The organism is Muriicola sp. E247, from assembly GCF_041358175.1.
In the GTDB taxonomy this organism is placed as follows: Bacteria; Bacteroidota; Bacteroidia; order Flavobacteriales; family Flavobacteriaceae; genus Muriicola.
The window spans coordinates 1-18,865 of the sequence record NZ_JBGKBE010000015.1; the positions used below are offsets into that span (position 1 = coordinate 1).

Genomic DNA, 18,865 nt, shown 5'->3' on the forward strand with positions numbered 1-18,865 from the left:
CCCCGATCTTCGGGGGTTTTTTAGTATAAGGAAGTCTCATAATGGTGGAGAGCGAAAAGTTTATCGTGAAGGCACTGTCCTTCACGGAGTCTCTCCGCCTGTATAGAAAAAAGCTTCTCTTTTCAGAGAGGCTTTTTTATTTTCAATTTCCATTTGTGGTGGCCCCGATAGCTATCGGGACTCCGACTGTACAGTTTTAAAGCCTCTGAGAAATTAGAGTTTTTTTGAATACGAAGGTCTCATAAGGGCGGAGAGGGGAAACGCAGCTATTTTTAAAGCAAAAGTACTTAGGAAACCCAGTTACTGCCCATCATGAAGTTGATAAAAAATTCGGCCAAACTATTAACTTAGAAAATTTCGGACTTTGGCTGAATGAATGGTTCACGATCACCGATGAACGAATGTAGGGTGAAACGGCCTGGGTTGCAAAGAATAGTGCGCAGAAAATGAGCACAATGCAGTTCATGCAAATTTATCAACAACAGGATAGCATCCCGTAATCTAAAAACACCCTGTCGTAAAAAAAATAAACTATCCAAAATTTTAATTCGGATAAATTTGTCCGAATTAAAAATACGGTTATCTTTGTAATATAAACTTAAACAAATCGAATGTTCTCGAAAGCATGTGAATACGGTATTAGGGCCATCACGTATATTGCTCTACAATCGCTTGAACGAAGACGGGTAAGCTTGAAGGAAATCGCTGAAGAAATTGATTCGCCCGTTGCGTTTACAGCCAAAATATTGCAACAGCTGTCAAAAAATAATATCGTCGATTCGGTCAAGGGCTCGGCAGGGGGCTTTCAAATCGATAAAGAACGAATAGAAACTATAAAGCTCAGTGAAATTGTGTATGCCATAGACGGTAATAACGTCTATGTGGGATGCGGATTGGGATTAAAAAAATGCAATGCTAACAAGCCTTGCCCCGTACATGACAAATTCGTAAAAATAAGGGATGATCTGAAATTGATGTTAGAAAGTACAAACCTATATGAAATGACCGTAGGACTCGAAGTAGGCTTGACCTACTTAAAAAGATAAAAAATTTACCCTAAAATAGGATAAAAATGTCCGAATTAAAATAGTAAAAGATGGAAAAAACATTGGAAAAAACAATCGGCCAAATGGTCGCTGAAGATTATCGAACCGCTCAGGTTTTCAAGAACCACAAAATAGATTTTTGCTGTAAGGGGAACCGTACCCTTCAAGAGGTGGCTGAAAAGCATAATCTTGATGTTGATATGCTGCTCAGAGAGATATATGAGGTTCAGCGGCAAAACAATAGCGACAACACGGATTTTAAAACATGGCCATTGGACCTGCTTGCGGACTATATCGAAAAAAAACACCACCGCTATGTAGAAGAAAGAATTCCGGTTTTGAAACAATACCTGAATAAACTTTTCAAGGTACATGGTGAGCGCCATCCCGAGCTGTTCAAAATTGATGAGCACTTCAATGCTTCGGCGGGCGAATTGGCGATGCACATGAAGAAAGAGGAATTGGTACTCTTCCCCTGGGTGCGCAAAATGGTCAAGGCCAAACAGCAAAACGAGCCGCTTGACAGACCACATTTCGGCACGGTCAAAAATCCGATAGCCATGATGTTGCAAGAGCATGAAAATGAAGGCGAGCGCTTTAGATTGATAGCGGAACTTAGCAATGACTACAATCCACCGGAAGATGCCTGCACTACATACCGGGTCGCATTCTCCCTACTAAAAGAATTTGAAGAAGATCTGCACAGGCATATTCATTTGGAGAACAATATTTTGTTTCCAAAGGCCGAATCGATGGAAAGAGAATTGACCATAACGATATAAATCCACCTCCTGATGAAAGTTGTACCAATCAAAAGACATACGGCAATCCAGCCTTTTAGCCGCGACCACCACCACGGCCTACTGCTGTGCTGGAAAATTAGGACAGGCTTTACTAAAGATATTGAAGTACAACGGATCAAACGCTACGCCGATTGGTTCTTTGAGCGCCATGCGCTTCCCCATTTTGAGCTAGAGGAGGAACATGTTTTCCCGATCCTGGGGAATGACCACGAACTGGTAAAAAGGGCCTTGAGGGAACATCGCAGGTTGACGCGACTTTTTAACGCTACCGATAAAATCGACAAATCGCTGAGCCTGATCGAGGAAGAATTGGAAAAACACATCCGGTTCGAGGAACGGGTGCTGTTCAACGAGATACAGAAAGTAGCAACAGAGAAACAATTACAAATAATTTCAAAAATACATAACGATGAAAGATTCACTGACAATACCGATGACCCGTTCTGGGTTTAAAAAAAGGACGAATTTATTGTTGAAAAGATACAATAGCCTATTGGCCGAATTCAAAAGGGAACAAATAGGCTATGCGACTATAGCGATTATAGGCCAAAGCTGTATCGGGTCGGTGGCCGCCATGATACTGTTGATGAACGGTGTAGATCAGGTCATCAATCTCGTTCTACTTTTTTTAGTTACGATATTTTGTATGGCCTTCAATGGGGCAGTTTTGGCTCAATTGAAAACGAAAATCACTTTTAATCTTTTGATTTTGAGCGTTGTGTTCAGCTGTGCGGTTATCGTTGCCAATTTATTTTGAACAGTATGGTTCAAATACCAGCAAAACCCAAAGTCATTGTTATGGAGAAATACAGCCTAACCTATATAAATGAGTTGGGGAAAAAATGTCAGGCCGATTTCAAGGTCAACGAGTACCATAGCCTTATGGAACTGCTTTTCGATAAATATTTTGAGGAATGGGTCGACTGTAAAGGTCGTGCCTGGTGCGGTACCTGTCATATAGAGATACTGGAAGGTAATATTACGGAAGGAATGGATGAAAACGAAGGCCATATGCTTTCAAAAATTGATGGAAGTACTTCCTCAAGTCGGTTTGTTTGCCAGATTCCCGTTTCCAAGCAATTGAGCGGAGTCGTCTTTAAAATAGCAGCCGACATATAAAACCTGAATGCATGATGACATCGATAAAAAAGTCGTCAATTAATTTGTATAGTTAGGAATCCTTACTATATTTGTACTGCACTATTGCAAAAACACAAAACATGCTAAAATGAAAAAATCGATTTTTTATCATGCGGGATGCCCCGTATGCGTAAGCGCAGAACATGAGATCGTTAATTTAGTCGGTTCCAACAATGTTGAAGTTGTAAATATCGGCGAGGACCGATCGCGGATTTCCGAGGCCGAAAACGCAGGGGTCAAATCAGTTCCCGCCTTAGTGACGCCAGAAGGTAATACGCTGCATATCAATTTTGGTGCTTCCATGGCCGATGTCAAAGGTTAATTTTTAACTTATAAAGTTAGGATTCCTAATAAAATTGAACATCCTAGCTTTTCTAAACCATAAAAAATGAAATCCATTAAAGTATTATTTTCAGGAATATTATTTCTTGGCATGGCCCTGAATGGCGCCGCCCAAGAAGGCGAATATAAAAACAAGGACTTTGCCATTAAGGAGGTCAGTGTAACCCACGATGCGGATATGGGCGTGACCCTCTGGCAGATTCAAGTAAACGGTACGGCCGGAAAGACCGTGCCTACCAAGGTAGGGCAGTTGGACGGTGCCCCGGTTCTCGGTTATGTTTTTCCGACGAGCTTAAAACCTACCGATGTGGGGTTCAACCAGACCGAAGGCATTGTGGCCCTCGCCCTGACATCGCATCCCGATTTTGACGACACTCCATTGTGGGACGAGAACAGCGATAACATTTATGACAATGATGGCGTAATATGGCATCCGCATTGGGTGGTCTTGCGCGAGGACAAAAGGGTCGCCGGAGGCCTTTCCGTAAAACAGTTCAAAAAAGCGGATGAGACCGTCGTACTTCCTCCCACTAATCCGGGAATGCCCATGTACATGGATTCCCCCGGATATCCCGTGACCACAAAAAGCAACACGATAAAAGTAGTGGTGCCCGATTATCGCATAAAAAACAACATTGACTTCAATTTTGATGGCGTAACGGCCTTCATGAAGGTAAATACGAGTAACGAAGAGTTGCCGATGTTGGGCGTCTATGAAGTTTTCAGCGTCGCAAGCGACGATTTATCCTTACCTTATTCCGTAAAAGGGAAATAATTGAAAATTGGTTGGAATCTTTAGAGACAAACACCTCACAAGAAGGTTTCGAACTTGCCATCAAACTGGCGAGAATGGGCGTAAAATATACACAGCCTGATATGGAAAAACTAAAAAAGGGAAGGGAACAGTATGATGAAAACGCGCAGTTTTTAATTGCCGCCTCACAGGTTATTGCAATACATTATCAAACCGTGTCGAAAGCGAATGACTATTGGAAAAACTAAGATTATGAAAATTTCAGTTTGGGATACTTATGTACAACGGGAGGACGGCCGCAGAATGCATTTCGATATTCTCGTACCGAGCGATTTGAAAGATGAACCCACCATATTCGTTTTCGGAAATGCGTATTTGAAAACGAAATCGGTTGAAAACCATACGTTGACCACAAAAGAGTGTCGATTTTGCCATATTGAACATGCATCCAAAGAAATTGTCGAGGCAATTGACAAAAACGGTTATGCTATAATCGAGATGGAAAACTGCGATTAGGGTCATTTTAAATTAATTAGGATTACTAACTTTGCCTGTCGGACAAATTCCGGAAGGCTTGTTTATGAAGGACAAAAGCGCATTTAACCCAGACCAGCAACAGCAAGAAGTTTCCAGCAAGATCGTCGCCGGTCTTGAACGAATCTCGGAAGTATTCAAGGTCTTGCTTTGGGAAAAGGCAAAAAAGGTAGGCTTGAGCCCTATTCAGATCCAGTTGCTGATCTTTATCGCCTTTCACAATCCGGAACTTTGCAAAATAAGCCATCTTGCCAAAGAATTCAACATCACAAAACCCACGGTAAGCGATGCTATCAAGATTTTGGACAGGAAGGGAATGCTCGTTAAGGACTTTTCGTCTTCCGACGGACGTAGTTACACCCTGCGATTATCTCCTTTGGGAAAAAAGACCGTAGCTGAAACAAATGACTTTGCCAACCCCTTAAAGAAACAGATCGATACCTTTGAACAGACCGATCTCGATGAGGTATTCAAAACCTTGGCCGAACTAATCTACAAACTGAACCGTATCGGTATGCTGACCGTTCAGAGAACTTGCTATGGCTGTAAATTCTATCAAAAAAATAAAAAAGTCGACTACTGTAAGCTGTTAGAGAAAGAACTCTTGAGCCAAGACATCCGATTGGACTGTCCGGAGTTCGAGGAAAAGGTCTAAGGCGACCCGCACATGATTTTAGCAAAATACTTAGAGGAATTGAATAGATGGTATGGCAGTATACAGGCCGATAACTGTTGTGATGGTATTCGAATTCTAAAACAAATAAAAACAAAATTAGGCCTAACCTTTGTGTCCGAACCTGAAGGCGTAGGCAATGTCTGTTTTGCGGATAGCCCAGAAGTCCGCGATGATTATAAACAGACCTTTGGGCCGATGGACCTGCTCGATTATATTTATGCCGTTCTGCATTCGCCGAGTTACCGTGAAATGTACAAGGAGTTTTTAAAGATCGATTTTCCAGAGGTGCCCTATCCAGAGAATGCCGCCACCTTTTGGCAACTGGTACACTTGGGAGGAGAACTCAGACAGTTGCATTGGTTGGAGAGTCCGAAAGTCAAGGATTATATCACAAGCTACCCTGAAGACGGTAGCAACGAGATCACGACAAAAATCAGCAAAAAAGACTGGGAGACGATCTTCCCTTCTTCGGAGGATTCGGGGGAGGCTGGTAGAATCTGGATCAACCAGACCCAGTATTTTGATAAAATCCCATTAACCGCATGGGAGCTCCATTTCGGCGGGTGTCAGCCTGCTCAAAAATGGCTTAAAGACCGTATAGGCCGTACCCTCGATTTTGGGGATATTCTGGATTACCAAAAGATTATCGTTGCCCTGTTGGAGACCGACCGTATCATGAAGAAAATCGATGCCCTTAAAATCAGTTTAGAAGTTGGTAGCGGTTAAATTCCTTTTAAAAATTTATTGCTTTTGGTTTTAGGTTGTTCCATAAGAGAATGAACAACGCTATAGGAATGGCAATACTTCCTACTGCCAAAGCCTGAAAATATCCATCAAAAAGTGGAACGCTTTTCCAAGCTGCTATTCCCTTGTAAAAAATCAGGGCCTCCGTTATTAAAAATCCTATCAGATAAAAATAATAAGTCGATTTGGACAGTTTTAGCAATCCGAAATAATTTAAAAAAAGGAACAGACTCAGGGTCACAACGCCCAAAAAAGTCCAATGTAAATAGCCGATGGTAAAATCGAGATGCGTTGTGGCCAAGTTTGCAAAAGAGGGGAAAGCGGTTATTAATTGTAACAACATCTTGACCCCCAATAAGACGGCCACAGTCTTAAGCAATACATTTTGTAATGGAGAAAACATGGCTTTTGATTTTTCCTTATCCGTGGTAAAAGCCTTCAATAAAATTGAAAAGGCGGCCAATTGCAATAATGCTCCCGTGCCTCCCAAAAAGTTCAAGAGCAATGGTGGATTCATAAATAAAGTCGACAAGAAAAAAGAAAGAATAATCCCAAGATTGATGTTCCAATAGAACCGTTTAAAGCTGTTATTGGATACTCCGAGCTGATGGCTTTCCAAAATAAAAAAGGATATCCCTAAAAGTGCCATGATCATCCATCCGTTATAGAGAAAATGTAGGTAAAAATAGATGGCCAAACGGTACCAGACAGATTCACCTCCCAACACATTCATAACCGCGCCTAGGGCCCAAGGCCCGAAACTCGATACTACCAGGTACCAAAGTGCGGCGGCCATGCATTTATAAGAATGGGTTGTTTTAAGGCTTTTCGGAACGTTTTTGAAAAAGAACCACGCGAACCAATACGACACAAATAGAAAAATGGTAGAAAAAATAATGGAAAATAGCGCGTAGCCCATAAACGGGAAGGTCAACAGCATACCAATCAAAGTAACTTGGGTAAACAAAAAAATGTTCCGATACTTTTTATCTAAACTCAACTTGCCCAAATATAATTTATAGAGCAACGTAGTTAGAGCGAGATATGTCCACCCTAATAAGGCGATATGTGAATGGGTATGCACTAAATACTTGTAGGTTATGGGAAGTTCGGAAAAACGAAAGAACCGTAGTAAAACCCCTAATAATGCCGCCAACAGAAAATAGGTGAACGCAATCTTGATATGTCTTTTTAAGTTGATTACCATTAAAAACAATGAGAGACTCAGGTTTATTACTTTAAATTTCCCGTTAACGAAATGGGCAATTCGAAAACAGCCAATTCAAAATACGACAATGCAGCCAAAAGATGGTCAAAGATATCGGCCATTACATATTCATAGTTTTCCCACCGTTTGTCAGCACTAAAGGCATAGATTTCCAAAGGTATTCCTTGTGGTGTAGGAGCAAGTTGACGCACCATTAGTGTCATGCCTATATTGACAGCGGAATGGTTTTGGAGATAATCGTTGACATATTTTCGAAACACGCCAATATTGGTAAGGTTTCTACCGTTTATCGCATATTTTTTATCAATTTCGTTTTCTTTGTTATACGAATTTATGCTTGCGCTTCTTGTGATAAGATAAGGTTCAATAAGCTGGATATTCTTAAGGGATTCAATGTCTTTATACGTCAAAATTCGGATGCTTTTTTGGCTGATAATTAATGCCCGTTTGATGCGCCTTCCTCCCGATTCTTGCATGCCTCGCCAATTTTTGAACGAATCGGAAATCAAGGCATAGGTCGGAATGGTGGTAATGGTTTTGTCAAAGTTCTGCACTTTTACTGTGGCCAAGGTAATCTCGATGACATCCCCATCAGCACCGTATTTTTCGAAGGTAATCCAATCGCCGATACGCACCATATCGTTAATACTAACCTGAATACTGGCAACAAGGCCCAAAATGGAATCTTTGAATATCAATAGAATAATGGCGGAACCTGCACCAAGGGCCGTAAAAAACTTCCAGATTTCAACACCCGTGACGATGGCGATAATTGTCAAGACACCGACGATCCAGGCAAAAATCATAAACACCTGAATGTAACTGTCCATTGGTTTGTCGCGAAACCTTGGCTTGGTCTTAAGGTAATCATTCGTACTTCGAAATAGGCTTTTGACCGTGAAAAGGGTTAGCAATACAAATAAGATCTGGAGTATTTTCAAGGCGATGGCATCACCATATTCGAAACCGATAAATGCAATGGGAACAAGCTCGAACAAAACCAACAATGGTATGATGTGTGCTGCAAAACGGGGCACTTTGTTGGTCGCTAAAAAATTATCAAAATTAGTTTTTGATTTTCTGGCCAGCCTTATTGATACATAACGCAGTATTTTCCAGATGATCAAATCAAGGATCCAAGCCAACAACAACGCAGCAAACAATAAAATCAATAGGTTCAGGTACGATGCGAGATTTTCGCTCATACCTGTTTCTAAAAGATAGTTATAGAGTATGCGGGATAGTCTGTCTTCCATTACCTGAAATTAGTTAGTACTGAGCTAAAAAACGGTACTAAAGATACAACTAACAAGAATCATTCAATACGTTTTCCTTCCGTTGTAATGGAAAGCCCTTGTGCCCCATAGGTCGATATCATGACGCCTTCAAAAAAGGGCTCGATTGAATTGGTTCTTGTTCTCCAATCGAAAATGAAATTACTTCCCTTGTGCTCTTCTTGGTTTGAATTGTGTATTACTATCTTAATGGTTTCCATAGGAGCAACATAAATAGGATTTTCAATATAGCTCTGTATCGTTTTGGAATATGTGTCCAGATATTGGGCTTTTGTAATATAAACGGTATCCTTGGTGCTAACATTACGAATATTGGCCGTTATGGTAAGGTAATGTGTTTTATATTCTGGATGACTTTCAATGCGAGAATGGACCGGCAGATACGATTTCCCGGATTCTAACGAATCTAGAGTATTCAACTCAACGGTTCGTTTTTCGAAATTTTCATGGTGCGGTTCATTTTGATCTTCTAATCCTCCACAGGAGGCAGTCAGAGATAGGAAAGAGAAAAGCCAAATTAATCGGATCATATAACTTCTTTAATTAATAGTGATGTTTCTTCTTTTTACCCGTGCAATGCCAAAACAGGCACATTTTTATAATATCCCAATTTACAGAGAGTAGGTTTTCCAAAGCCCAATTTTTCCCAGAAGGATGGTTTCTTGTCGATATAACTGATCATATTACTATGCCTAATCTCTACAAAACAGCTTAGCGCATCGGCCATCTTTACGTTGTGCAGTACGTTGAAACTATGGTCAACGTCCTTTATATATTTTCGCAACAGCATTTTGTTCTCTTTTTGTTTAGCGGTCAAGGAGTCGTTATCCTCTAAACTCAGCACTTGTATTCGCGCATTGCTGATCTTGGCGATTTCGGCCAAATGTTTTAGCCCCGAAATATTGTATTCCGAATTAAAATTGGTGGCCAAAACGATTTCCTTCGGATGGTCGAACATTGTCTCTGCGGGAACCAGCAAAACCGGACATTTTCTGATATTTTCGATAACAGCCAATGCGTTCTTGCCATATTTACCCTCCCGTTCCTTGGTCATGCCTTTCGCCCCCACGATAATCAAATCGATTTGGAGTTCATCGACAATTGTTTTTACAGCATCTAGGAATAACTCGGAACGGGACAGCACATGGAATTTATGTAAGGAATTTTCGTTCTCCGACATCAATCGCATCATAATTTCCCCAAGCTCTTTCTGCGACCGATTGGCCACTATATTATTGAAGGCGTCGTCGGGATCCAACCGTTTGAGACTATCAAGTCCGTGAGACTCTTCAGAATACGCATTTAGTATATAAAAATTGCAATTCTCATTTTCATATAATTTTCTTGTGTACTGGATGGCGTTCCATGAATGTTTCGAAAAATCGGTAGGTAATAATAGTTTTTTTCCCATGACTTTTTACTTTTAAATTATCGTTTCGCGTCCAACAAAATGGTGGATAACACTTTTGATTTTACGTCCCTAAATTTTTTTTTATGTTCTAAGTACAGATTGCGGTTCCTTTCATGCTTGCTCAGATAGAAGGCATCACATGCTACGGTATCGCATTCAATGGCGTCGCGCATAGCACCCTCATAGCGGTATAAGGTTCTTAAATTCAGGGTGTTCTCCCTTCTCAGGGTCTGCAGTTCTTGATACAGCACGGCATTGTTCAACATCTGGTCTTCTATATCCAACAGATATTCCAATTCTTCGTTCATATATTCCAGATCGTCTGTCCAATTACCAACTTCTACCTTATCCTTCTTCATCATGATCCTACTATCTGGCTCATGGTTGTAAAATAATTTTGTTACATTCATAATACCATATTCACGTTAATATATTTGTTTTCTTGTTCTACCCTTTCAATGGTTAAATTTTGCTCACCAGAAGGAAATTGCCATGTAATGGAATCTCCCTCGGCGTAGCCCATGACTGCCGCTCCCATTGGGGTCAGGATTGATACCTTATCATTTTTCACATCGCTATCATTGGGCATGACCAATTTGAATGTTCTGTGCCACCCGTTTTGGGAGGCGATCGTTATGGTGCTGTTGAAGCGGATAACATCCTCGGGCATATCATGCTCGTCACATATTTTAGCCGATTCCAATTCGCTCACGAGTTTTTTGACCGAGTCGCGTAGGATATCGTCTTTATAATATCCCGAAAGGTTCATAAGGCGTTTCAGCAATACGTACTCCTTTTTTTCTATGAACAAATTTCCGTGTTTCATTATCTTAATATTATGGGAATATCCCCCGTTGAACATAAGCCTCTTCAAGGCGTTCGATGGCAATGATAAAGGCAGCGCTACGCATATCCACTTTTCTGTTATCTGCAGTTTCCATAACTTTAGAAAAGGATTCTCTTAATTTCTTTTCCAGTTTGGCCATGACCTCGTCTAATTGCCAGATTTCTCCGTTACGGTTCTGAAGCCATTCAAAATAGCTGCCGATGACCCCCCCGGAATTGCAAAGGATATCCGGGATGATATCAATGCCTTTTTTCAATAGGATTTCCTCTGCCTCAACATCTGTAGGCCCGTTGGCCCCTTCAGCAATCAGATAGGCCTTTATCTTTTTGGCATTTTGGGAGGTAATCTGGTTGCCCAAAGCGGCTGGAACAATGATATCGCAATCCAGTCCGAAAAATTCGGCGCTATCTATCGGTTTGGCATCGGCAAAACCGTAAATACTTCGATTATTCGCATCGGAATAGACCAAAAGATCGTCCGCCAAAATACCGTTTTCATTGAAAATGGTTCCGGAAGCATCTTGAACAGATATCAAAATCGCACCTTCTTTTTCCAAAAAATGTGATGTCCAGTAACCCACATTTCCAAAGCCCTGAACAATAAACTTTTTGTCCTTTAGATCGATGTTCTTTTGTTCTGCCCAAAATTTGATCGTCAAGAAAACCCCATATCCAGTTGCCCTGTCACGTCCTTCGGAACCTCCAGCACCAATGGGTTTGCCGGTAACCACATGCATGTTCGTAGAGCGTTCGGCAGGCGGTTTCGTGGACATATACGTGTCTAATATCCACGCCATGGTTTGTGCATTGGTGTTTACATCTGGAGCGGGAATATCCAATTCTGGACCGATGTTATCGCCCAGGGCGTAAGTGAATCGACGTGTAATCCGTTCGAGTTCATTCTTAGAATATTTTTTTGGATCTAACTGTATTCCTCCCTTTGCACCTCCGTACGGCAACCCCGCCAATGATGTTTTCCACGTCATCCACATCGCCAATGCTCTTGCGGCATCGATATCAACGGTCGCGTGATAGCGCAATCCTCCTTTGTAGGGACCCAATGCATTGTTATGCTGAACGCGGTAGCCTGTAAAAACTTCTACTTCGCCATTGTCCATACGCACCGGAAAATGGACCACGATTTCATTATTGGTCACTTCCAGTATTTTGCGGATGTTAGGATTGAGGTCAATAATATCGGCTGCATGGTCGAATTGGCGCATGACGTTGTCCAACATTCCCTGTTTCAAAATTCTTTTCTTTTTTACTGTATTTGCTATCATCGGTTTTAGTTTAATTCAAGTTTTTTTTGGTCATATTCGTTACCGTAGGTACCGAACATTTCTATTGGTTCATTTGTTATCTGCGTGTAGTCCTCGTCCAAGCGGTGTACATATTCGCTACATGAGCTTATGTTGCTCATATCAGAGGTCAACGAACAATAGGGCACATGCCTACAAGTGGAACAAATACTGCGTTTGTAATTTTTCATGGCAACACTATTTTATAGATTGTAAAGTGCTTTTGTTTTTATTGGGAGACTTTTGTGAGGTTCTGACCGGATAAAAGATCAAAGCCAACATCACAATACCGATGATTATCATAATAACAACTTCTAGTTTTGACAGCATGATGTTCATTCCGAGCGACTTTTGTGAAAGTTTCGTTAGTAGTAAACTCTCAGATAGCTGTATTTGGGCAAGAGCGTCCAGACTTAGTTGTATTTCGTCAAGCGTTTTTCTGGCAATGATGCCCAAATCGGCCTCTATATTATTTGAGGGGTTTGCAATTTTGTTTTCAAGATCTTGCAGCTTTCCAAATTGACCATTTAGTGTATTTAGGTATTTTTGTTCATCGATGGTCAGCTCCGTATTCCCGAAATCGATAAGAAGCTGCCCTGCTTTTTCATTTTGGGATGTGTCGGGAATGTCATTTTTAACCAACTCCAATTCTTTATTATGGAAAATTGTGCTCAATTGGTAGATGTAGTCCTGAACTACTACACGATCATTATAGACCGAAGTTACGGTAGTTTGAATGGTCGAGAAATGTCTTTGGTCTAACCTATTTGAACCCAGGATCAAAACAAATGCCATGGCCAATATCAGACCTATCTGTATTTTTTGTCGTGTTGCAAGTTTTGTAAACAAGATTTATATTTTTTTGATTCGATTAATTATTTTTTAATTTTAGATTGGTCCTTGGGATTATTAAACCCACCTGATCATTACCCTTTATTCGAGTTAAACAAACGCTTCGAGATCAGGTGGGTTCCATCAACCCTGCCTGCAGCAGGCAGGCAACCAACCAAATTCTTAAAAGGTTTCCAGTTCGCCGGACTCCAAAGCTTCTTTAAAGTCCACCGATACTACCGTGTGGCTTCCAAAAAATCGGTTGCCATCGGTGCGCTTGATCTTTACTAAGGTCGTACCATCTTTTTTTTCCTTTATGGCAGTTACGACCACTTTTTGCCCTTCCGCTCGCTTGTAATTCGCGATTCCGCCACGCTTTATGATGAAATTCGCTCTAGGAAATTTAATGTGTTTGTACTTATTCGTTTCGGGCTGTCCAATTTCAAAGACGTCCCCCACTTCCACATCAGTTGAGGCTAAATGAACACTATCTTGGGCATTTAGGACACTTACTGAGAATACCAGAGCAATTGCATATTTGATCATAATTATTTATTTAGAGTTAATTTATTTTCTTCACAATTCGATATAATTTTATCGAGAGACTCTTTTGGTATTTCTAATTCTATAGCTTTTTTACTTTGTAAAGCTTTTTTGATTTTTAGGCTCATGATGTTTCCTGGCAGGCCATATTGTAATGTATCGCCTTCGGAAAGCCCGATAAGCGATGCGCCTAGTGAACTGATGACCGAGATTCTGTTTTTTTTGAAATTCTCTTCGTAAGGTGGTACCAAACAAAATGTTTCTACCCATCCTGACTTAGAACTCACACTGACCTCTGTATAAATTTGAACAATGTCGTTCGGCACTTCATCGGAATCAAAAACCATTGCGTTCGACATATTTTTCGCTAGGATGGCCAATGTATTTTTATGGGCATAGTCCTCCCATATCTCGTTGGTTTCTTGATAGTATTTAACCATCACAAAATTTTCCTTTCCAAATACCAGACTACCGTATTTCATTTTCTTTTTTTTGTACATGTCGTTTTTCTTCCATTCGTTGCGCTTCAAGATTTTGTTGATTACATTTCTTTTTAACTCGCCTTTTAGCCATTTGTATGGATGGGATAATCAACAGCATAAATCTTTATTTTCAGTTCATACCATAAAAGGCAAATGGCATGCCCATAAATTGAATGGACATGCCAAATTTTATAACTATTTGAATATCAGTTAATAGAGAGTGATATAAAATTAATGGATTAATATGGAAGCGGGGAAAATTTCCCCAGACGGGGAATTTCTAATCAATGGATCACTTCAATTTATCCCGTAACGTCTTACGGTCAATCTGAAGTATTTCAGCCGCTTTGGTCTTGTTGCCTTGTGTGTGGATCAATACCCTTTGTACATATTCCTTTTCCATTTCTCTAAGGGGAACGAAGTCAGTATCGGGAAAGTCGATTTGGTATTTTAGATATTCGGGAAGATTGCCAATGTCGATTGCTCCATCAGACATTATAACCGCCCGTTGTATGATATTTTCCAGTTCCCGGATATTGCCAGGCCAATGGTAACGTTCCAAAACTTGTAAGGCTTCCGGCGAGATACGAAGTAGGCGGTCTTTATATTCAACGCCATATTTTCGCAAAAACTTCTCGACCAATAAAGGAATATCGGATTTACGTTCCCGTAACGGCGGTACATCGATTTCTACAACGGTCAGGCGATAATAAAGGTCTTCCCTAAAGTCTTTGTTTTTAATTTCTTCGTAAAGGTCGGCATTGGTGGCGGCGATAATCCGGATATCGACCTTTTCGGCACTTTGGGAACCGACTTTTGTTATTTCCTTTTCTTGTAGGGCGCGCAACAACTTTGTCTGCACTCCCAATGACGCGTTTCCTATCTCGTCCAAAAAAAGTGTTCCGCCCTGAGCAGCCTGAAAGAAGCCTTTGCGATTTTCATTGGCACCTGTAAAAGCACCTTTCATATAGCCGAAAAGTTCTGCTTCTTGAAGGTTTTCTGGAATGGCACCGCAATTGACTGCAATAAACGGTGCTCGGGAAAACTTCCCAGAATAATGAATGGCGCGCGCTACCAGTTCCTTTCCCGTACCGCTCTCGCCTTTTATCAAAACCGTGGCCTTGTTGTCTTTTACCCTGTCGATGATATCAGTAACTTTCAGGAAGACCTCTGATTCCCCGATCAAATCGGCGTAGATATTTGCTTTAGTGCCTGCGATTTTACGTTTCGAATCTTTCGAATTTGCCCCTTGTTCAAAAGCTTTTTCGACGGCTTTTTTCAGTTCTTCCTTGGTAAATGGCTTGGTCAAGTAATCGATTGCTCCCGATTTGATGACTTCCAAAGCCCCATCGACCGAAGGATACCCCGTAACCACAAGTTTGGGTATCTCGGGATAATTTTCGTTCGCGAATTTCAGCAACTGTAGCCCATCGACATGTGGCATTTGGATGTCGGTAATCAGCAAATCTATAAACGTATCCTTGAGTATGTATAGTGCCTCTTTGACCGAGACAGCCTTATACGTGTGATAATCCATCGACTGCAAATGTCTCTGCAAAAGTTCGAGAATATCGATATCGTCATCTACGAGTAGAATGTTTTCTTTCCGAAAGGCCATGATTACAATTTAGGAAAATCGACCGTAAAAATAGTTCCTTTTGGAGTATTTGGTCTATGCGAGATCAAACCCTTGTGGCTACTTATAATACCATGTACCACACTTAGCCCTAATCCGGAACCATCGCCCGTTGGTTTAGTAGTGAAAAAAGGTTCGAAGATCTTGTCTTCATTTTTAGTGTCTATACCCTTACCCTGGTCCGCAATGCGGATACTGATTTTCTTTTTTTCTTCCACGATCTTCACATCAATCTGTCCACCCACGGGGGAATAATAGATCGCGTTCATAATCAGATTGAAGAGCACTTGGGTCAACTGTACGGTATCGGCCTTTAGCTCGATATTTTCGTTGTCGAACGATTTGGTCAACTTGATTTTTTTGCCCTGTAACGATGGCCCTAACAATTTCAATACATTATCTACCATAGGGTTCAGATGTACTGTACCCATTTCCTGCGGCATTTCACAGGCAAAGAACAATAGTTTTTTTACGATTTCACGACTGAAGATAGCGTTGTCCATTATTTTTTCAAGGTCACGCCTATTTTCATTGTTTTTAACTTTTTCTTTTAATAATTCTGCAAAACCTAGAATATTCGCCAAAGGTGTATTCAGTTCGTGAGCGATACCCGCCGTGATTTCACCGAGTATGTGCAATCGGTCCGCCCTTTCCATTTGTCTTTTAGTGGCCGCTTCGCTATCACGAATTTGTTTGCGTTCTAAGAGGTTTCCTACAGCCAGACTTACATTATCAAGCAAAGTCTGTTCTTCGTCCAAAAAATCGGAAAGGGCATATTTTTCTGATGGATAGCCTACGATTATTTGCCCCTCGACTTTATTGAAAACCTTAATATCGGACTTAATGTTTACCATATCATGACGAAAGTCGTTAGTCTTCACTTTGTAGCCGCCGACCGATAGAAGAACTTCAGTTGCCTCCTCAAATCGCCACGCTCTTTTCAGGCAGTATACAATGGCTTCAAGGGAAGTCTCCAATTGGTCATAATCCGAATTCACGATTATGGAAGAGACTTGATACAAACAGGTCAATTCCTTTACACGTTCTTTGAGTTTCGCTTCGGCTGTTGTCATTTAAAGAACTCGTCAAATTAAGTGTTCAAAGATCACTAATAATTTTTGATTGTAGCGCGGAAAGCTTCTTGAAGTTTCTGAGTAAGAAGCGGTATCGATTACGGCAATTTGGGCAGTCCTTGAAACGGTCCCTTTTTGAGATATCGTCTTTCTCTTCTCAAATTGTAGTATTAGCCACCGCCAAGAGAATAAAATCAGTCAACTGCTTATCGATTTTAACAGGGTTAAGCTTTACTTCTGTATCGAGATACCTCATGTGTAGCCAACGCAATGAAGCTAAAATCGTTTGTGTTGCTATTTCAATATCAAGGGGTCTGAACTCACCTTGCTCAACTCCATCTGCAATAATACCCTGCAACTTATTTTCATACACTTTTCTTCGCTTAACAAATTCTTGAAGTTTGGGTTCTTTTAAATTACGCCATTCGTTTACCAATAAGGCTTGCTCATAGGGGCGCTTAGTAGTTATTTGAATATATGATGAAATAACCAGGTTTAATTTCTCCGTCGCAGTAAGGCTAGAACCCATAATGGGGTCGATCGCACTGTGAAACTCATCTTGTATGTCAAAAAGATACTCCTCTAACAAAGCTTGCTTAGAATCAATATAGTTGTACACATTGGCAACTTCAAAATTTAACTCTTGCGCAATATCGCGCATGGTAGTGGCCATAAAACCCTTCTTATGAATAAGTTCTAGTACAACACCCAAAAACCGTACTTTCTTGGTGCTTTTTTTCATTTGTCCAAATTCATTTCATCCATTACAAAAGAAGTAAAAGTTTGTGGATTACGATCAATCATATATATTTACATGAACACTTGTTAATGTAATTTAATAGACCATGAGTAATACCTCAAATGTATTTCCTGAAAAATTAATGGCGTGCTGGCATCCGGTTGGATACAGCAATGAGATAAAAGCAAACGAACCTTTTGGTACTTTTCTTTTGGACAAGGCCATCGTGGTTTGGCGAACCTCCGATGGCGAAGTACATGCCATGCGTGATGTCTGTATTCATAGGGGAACTGCTTTGTCCTTAGGATGGATAAAGGACGATTGCTTGGTTTGTCCCTATCACGCTTGGCAATTCGACAAAAAAGGTAACTGTGTAAAGATTCCGCAAGCACCGGAAGCTGAAATACCAAGCAAGGCAAAAACACCTACATATCATTGTAAAGAAATATTCGGTTTGATCTGGGTTGCACTAAAAGAGCCTGTTTATGACCTTCCCGAAATTTCCGAATTTGAGAACAATGATTGGAAACTAGTTAATACTGGACCTTTCGATTGGAAATGTGACAGTTCTAGACAGGTGGAGAATTTTACGGATTTTGGACATTTTCCATGGGTACATCCAGGTCTCTTGGGAGATCCTGAAAGGCCCAAAGTGCCAGATTGCAAAGTGACTGTTAAAAACGCTGTTCTCCATTATTCCATAGAAAGACCAGAAGCCACCAATAGCGATGACTTTCCAATTTTCGCCAACGAGGATGTTGTAAAACCTGAACGACGAAGTAGATATGAACTTCACTTGCCATACACCATTGTTCTTCGGTTAGGATGGGGCGGAGAAAAGGGTATGGTCTACTTCTTTACCTCGCAACCGATCTCACAGAACAAGTGTCGCGGCTTTTGCATTATCGGGCGTAATTATGACCATGATGACCAGGATACCATTTTACAGGAATTTGAACAAGTAATCTTTGATCAAGACAAGCGTATTGTTGAGTCACAACGACCTGAGCAAGTGCCGTTTGATTTCACCGAAGAACTCCATTTGAAATTTGATACCGTGGCAATGAACTATCGTCGTGCTATGAAAAAACAAAAATTAAGCTATTAATAGCAAAGGATACTTTTTTTACTTAGATTCTATCATGTGAATTTTAGCACTAGCCAAATGAGAACCACATTTTCGACACTCTTTTTTTGTTATATGTCCAACTGCCCATTCGCAAAGATTTTAAGAATCAATTAAAATGTCTTAAAATCCATTTAGGGATAAATATAATTATAACAATTTGAAAACAATAGTTTAAACTATTTTGTATTGTTTTAATAACTTTAAATAAAAAAGTTAAGATCTAGTGCCGAAAGGTGTGAGAGTTCGAGTCTCTCCGCCTGTACATTTGAAAACCCCCGATCTTCGGGGGTTTTTTAGTATAAGGAAGTCTCA

General features: G+C 40.6%; 24 protein-coding genes. 11 read left to right on the forward strand and 13 right to left on the reverse strand.

Going from position 1 to position 18,865, the window contains the following annotated elements; genetic code table 11:
• Window positions 1-611: 611 nt before the first annotated feature.
• The 10 genes from ACA086_RS14545 (at window position 612) to ACA086_RS14590 (ending at window position 6,021) form a co-directional block, all read left to right on the forward strand.
• Window positions 612-1,046 carry an Rrf2 family transcriptional regulator gene (locus ACA086_RS14545; RefSeq protein WP_369746873.1) on the forward strand — a complete coding sequence of 145 codons (435 nt, stop codon included), beginning with the start codon at window positions 612-614 and terminating at the stop codon, window positions 1,044-1,046.
• A gap of 50 nt (window positions 1,047-1,096) precedes the next feature.
• Complete coding sequence (gene ric / locus ACA086_RS14550; RefSeq protein WP_371004077.1) at window positions 1,097-1,828, forward strand: iron-sulfur cluster repair di-iron protein; 732 nt, start codon at window positions 1,097-1,099, stop codon at window positions 1,826-1,828.
• Window positions 1,829-1,840: 12 nt separating this feature from the next.
• Window positions 1,841-2,302, forward strand: a complete 462-nt coding sequence (locus tag ACA086_RS14555; protein WP_369746875.1) for a hemerythrin domain-containing protein — start codon at window positions 1,841-1,843, stop codon at window positions 2,300-2,302.
• Window positions 2,303-2,647: 345 nt separating this feature from the next.
• Entirely contained in the window at window positions 2,648-2,968 is a 321-nt protein-coding gene (locus ACA086_RS14560; protein ID WP_371004078.1) for a 2Fe-2S iron-sulfur cluster-binding protein, read from the forward strand.
• A 109-nt stretch (window positions 2,969-3,077) separates the two neighbouring features.
• Window positions 3,078-3,311 (forward strand): thioredoxin family protein, encoded by a 234-nt coding sequence (locus tag ACA086_RS14565; RefSeq protein WP_369746877.1) that lies wholly within the window; start codon window positions 3,078-3,080, stop codon window positions 3,309-3,311.
• Window positions 3,312-3,377: 66 nt separating this feature from the next.
• Window positions 3,378-4,106: a hypothetical protein gene (locus ACA086_RS14570; protein ID WP_371004079.1), complete on the forward strand. Its 729-nt coding sequence runs from the start codon at window positions 3,378-3,380 to the stop codon at window positions 4,104-4,106.
• Window positions 4,107-4,117: 11 nt separating this feature from the next.
• Complete coding sequence (locus ACA086_RS14575; protein ID WP_369746879.1) at window positions 4,118-4,333, forward strand: hexameric tyrosine-coordinated heme protein; 216 nt, start codon at window positions 4,118-4,120, stop codon at window positions 4,331-4,333.
• Window positions 4,334-4,337: 4 nt separating this feature from the next.
• Window positions 4,338-4,601, forward strand: a complete 264-nt coding sequence (locus ACA086_RS14580; RefSeq protein WP_369746880.1) for a DUF2024 family protein — start codon at window positions 4,338-4,340, stop codon at window positions 4,599-4,601.
• Between the two features lie 64 nt (window positions 4,602-4,665).
• On the forward strand, window positions 4,666-5,274 hold the full coding sequence (locus ACA086_RS14585; protein WP_369746881.1) for a MarR family winged helix-turn-helix transcriptional regulator: 609 nt from the start codon (window positions 4,666-4,668) through the stop codon (window positions 5,272-5,274).
• 12 nt (window positions 5,275-5,286) lie between these two features.
• On the forward strand, window positions 5,287-6,021 hold the full coding sequence (locus ACA086_RS14590; RefSeq protein WP_371004080.1) for a type ISP restriction/modification enzyme: 735 nt from the start codon (window positions 5,287-5,289) through the stop codon (window positions 6,019-6,021).
• Between the two features lie 7 nt (window positions 6,022-6,028).
• Here ACA086_RS14590 and ACA086_RS14595 read toward each other — a convergent pair whose 3' ends face one another.
• The 13 genes from ACA086_RS14595 to ACA086_RS14655 all read right to left on the reverse strand — a co-directional run bounded on the left by ACA086_RS14595 (window position 6,029) and on the right by ACA086_RS14655 (window position 17,427).
• Window positions 6,029-6,835: a hypothetical protein gene (locus tag ACA086_RS14595; protein ID WP_371004081.1), complete on the reverse strand. Its 807-nt coding sequence runs from the start codon at window positions 6,833-6,835 to the stop codon at window positions 6,029-6,031.
• A 437-nt stretch (window positions 6,836-7,272) separates the two neighbouring features.
• The gene (locus ACA086_RS14600) at window positions 7,273-8,523 is read right to left on the reverse strand and encodes a mechanosensitive ion channel family protein (RefSeq protein ID WP_371004082.1); all 1,251 of its coding nucleotides are present in this window, start codon (window positions 8,521-8,523) and stop codon (window positions 7,273-7,275) included.
• Window positions 8,524-8,582: 59 nt separating this feature from the next.
• Complete coding sequence (locus tag ACA086_RS14605) at window positions 8,583-9,092, reverse strand: DUF3124 domain-containing protein (protein ID WP_369746886.1); 510 nt, start codon at window positions 9,090-9,092, stop codon at window positions 8,583-8,585.
• 35 nt (window positions 9,093-9,127) lie between these two features.
• Complete coding sequence (locus tag ACA086_RS14610; RefSeq protein ID WP_371004083.1) at window positions 9,128-9,973, reverse strand: universal stress protein; 846 nt, start codon at window positions 9,971-9,973, stop codon at window positions 9,128-9,130.
• A gap of 17 nt (window positions 9,974-9,990) precedes the next feature.
• Window positions 9,991-10,383, reverse strand: a complete 393-nt coding sequence (locus tag ACA086_RS14615) for a hypothetical protein (protein ID WP_371004084.1) — start codon at window positions 10,381-10,383, stop codon at window positions 9,991-9,993.
• The gene (locus ACA086_RS14620; RefSeq protein WP_371004085.1) at window positions 10,380-10,799 is read right to left on the reverse strand and encodes a GreA/GreB family elongation factor; all 420 of its coding nucleotides are present in this window, start codon (window positions 10,797-10,799) and stop codon (window positions 10,380-10,382) included. The genes ACA086_RS14615 and ACA086_RS14620 overlap by 4 nt, the downstream gene beginning before the upstream one ends.
• A gap of 10 nt (window positions 10,800-10,809) precedes the next feature.
• On the reverse strand, window positions 10,810-12,102 hold the full coding sequence (locus tag ACA086_RS14625) for a Glu/Leu/Phe/Val dehydrogenase (RefSeq protein WP_371004086.1): 1,293 nt from the start codon (window positions 12,100-12,102) through the stop codon (window positions 10,810-10,812).
• Window positions 12,103-12,318: 216 nt separating this feature from the next.
• Window positions 12,319-12,969, reverse strand: a complete 651-nt coding sequence (locus ACA086_RS14630; protein WP_369746891.1) for a hypothetical protein — start codon at window positions 12,967-12,969, stop codon at window positions 12,319-12,321.
• Between the two features lie 165 nt (window positions 12,970-13,134).
• Entirely contained in the window at window positions 13,135-13,497 is a 363-nt protein-coding gene (locus tag ACA086_RS14635) for a hypothetical protein (protein ID WP_371004087.1), read from the reverse strand.
• A 2-nt stretch (window positions 13,498-13,499) separates the two neighbouring features.
• Window positions 13,500-13,976, reverse strand: coding sequence for a GreA/GreB family elongation factor (locus tag ACA086_RS14640; protein WP_371004088.1), 477 nt, complete (start codon window positions 13,974-13,976; stop codon window positions 13,500-13,502).
• Between the two features lie 292 nt (window positions 13,977-14,268).
• Window positions 14,269-15,594, reverse strand: a complete 1,326-nt coding sequence (locus ACA086_RS14645) for a sigma-54-dependent transcriptional regulator (RefSeq protein ID WP_371004089.1) — start codon at window positions 15,592-15,594, stop codon at window positions 14,269-14,271.
• Between the two features lie 2 nt (window positions 15,595-15,596).
• The gene (locus ACA086_RS14650) at window positions 15,597-16,685 is read right to left on the reverse strand and encodes a sensor histidine kinase (protein ID WP_371004090.1); all 1,089 of its coding nucleotides are present in this window, start codon (window positions 16,683-16,685) and stop codon (window positions 15,597-15,599) included.
• Between the two features lie 157 nt (window positions 16,686-16,842).
• Window positions 16,843-17,427, reverse strand: coding sequence for a TetR/AcrR family transcriptional regulator (locus tag ACA086_RS14655; protein ID WP_371004091.1), 585 nt, complete (start codon window positions 17,425-17,427; stop codon window positions 16,843-16,845).
• Window positions 17,428-17,530: 103 nt separating this feature from the next.
• Between ACA086_RS14655 and ACA086_RS14660 the strand changes: the two genes are divergently transcribed.
• Entirely contained in the window at window positions 17,531-18,532 is a 1,002-nt protein-coding gene (locus ACA086_RS14660) for a Rieske 2Fe-2S domain-containing protein (protein ID WP_369746897.1), read from the forward strand.
• The last annotated feature ends 333 nt before the right edge of the window (window positions 18,533-18,865 follow it).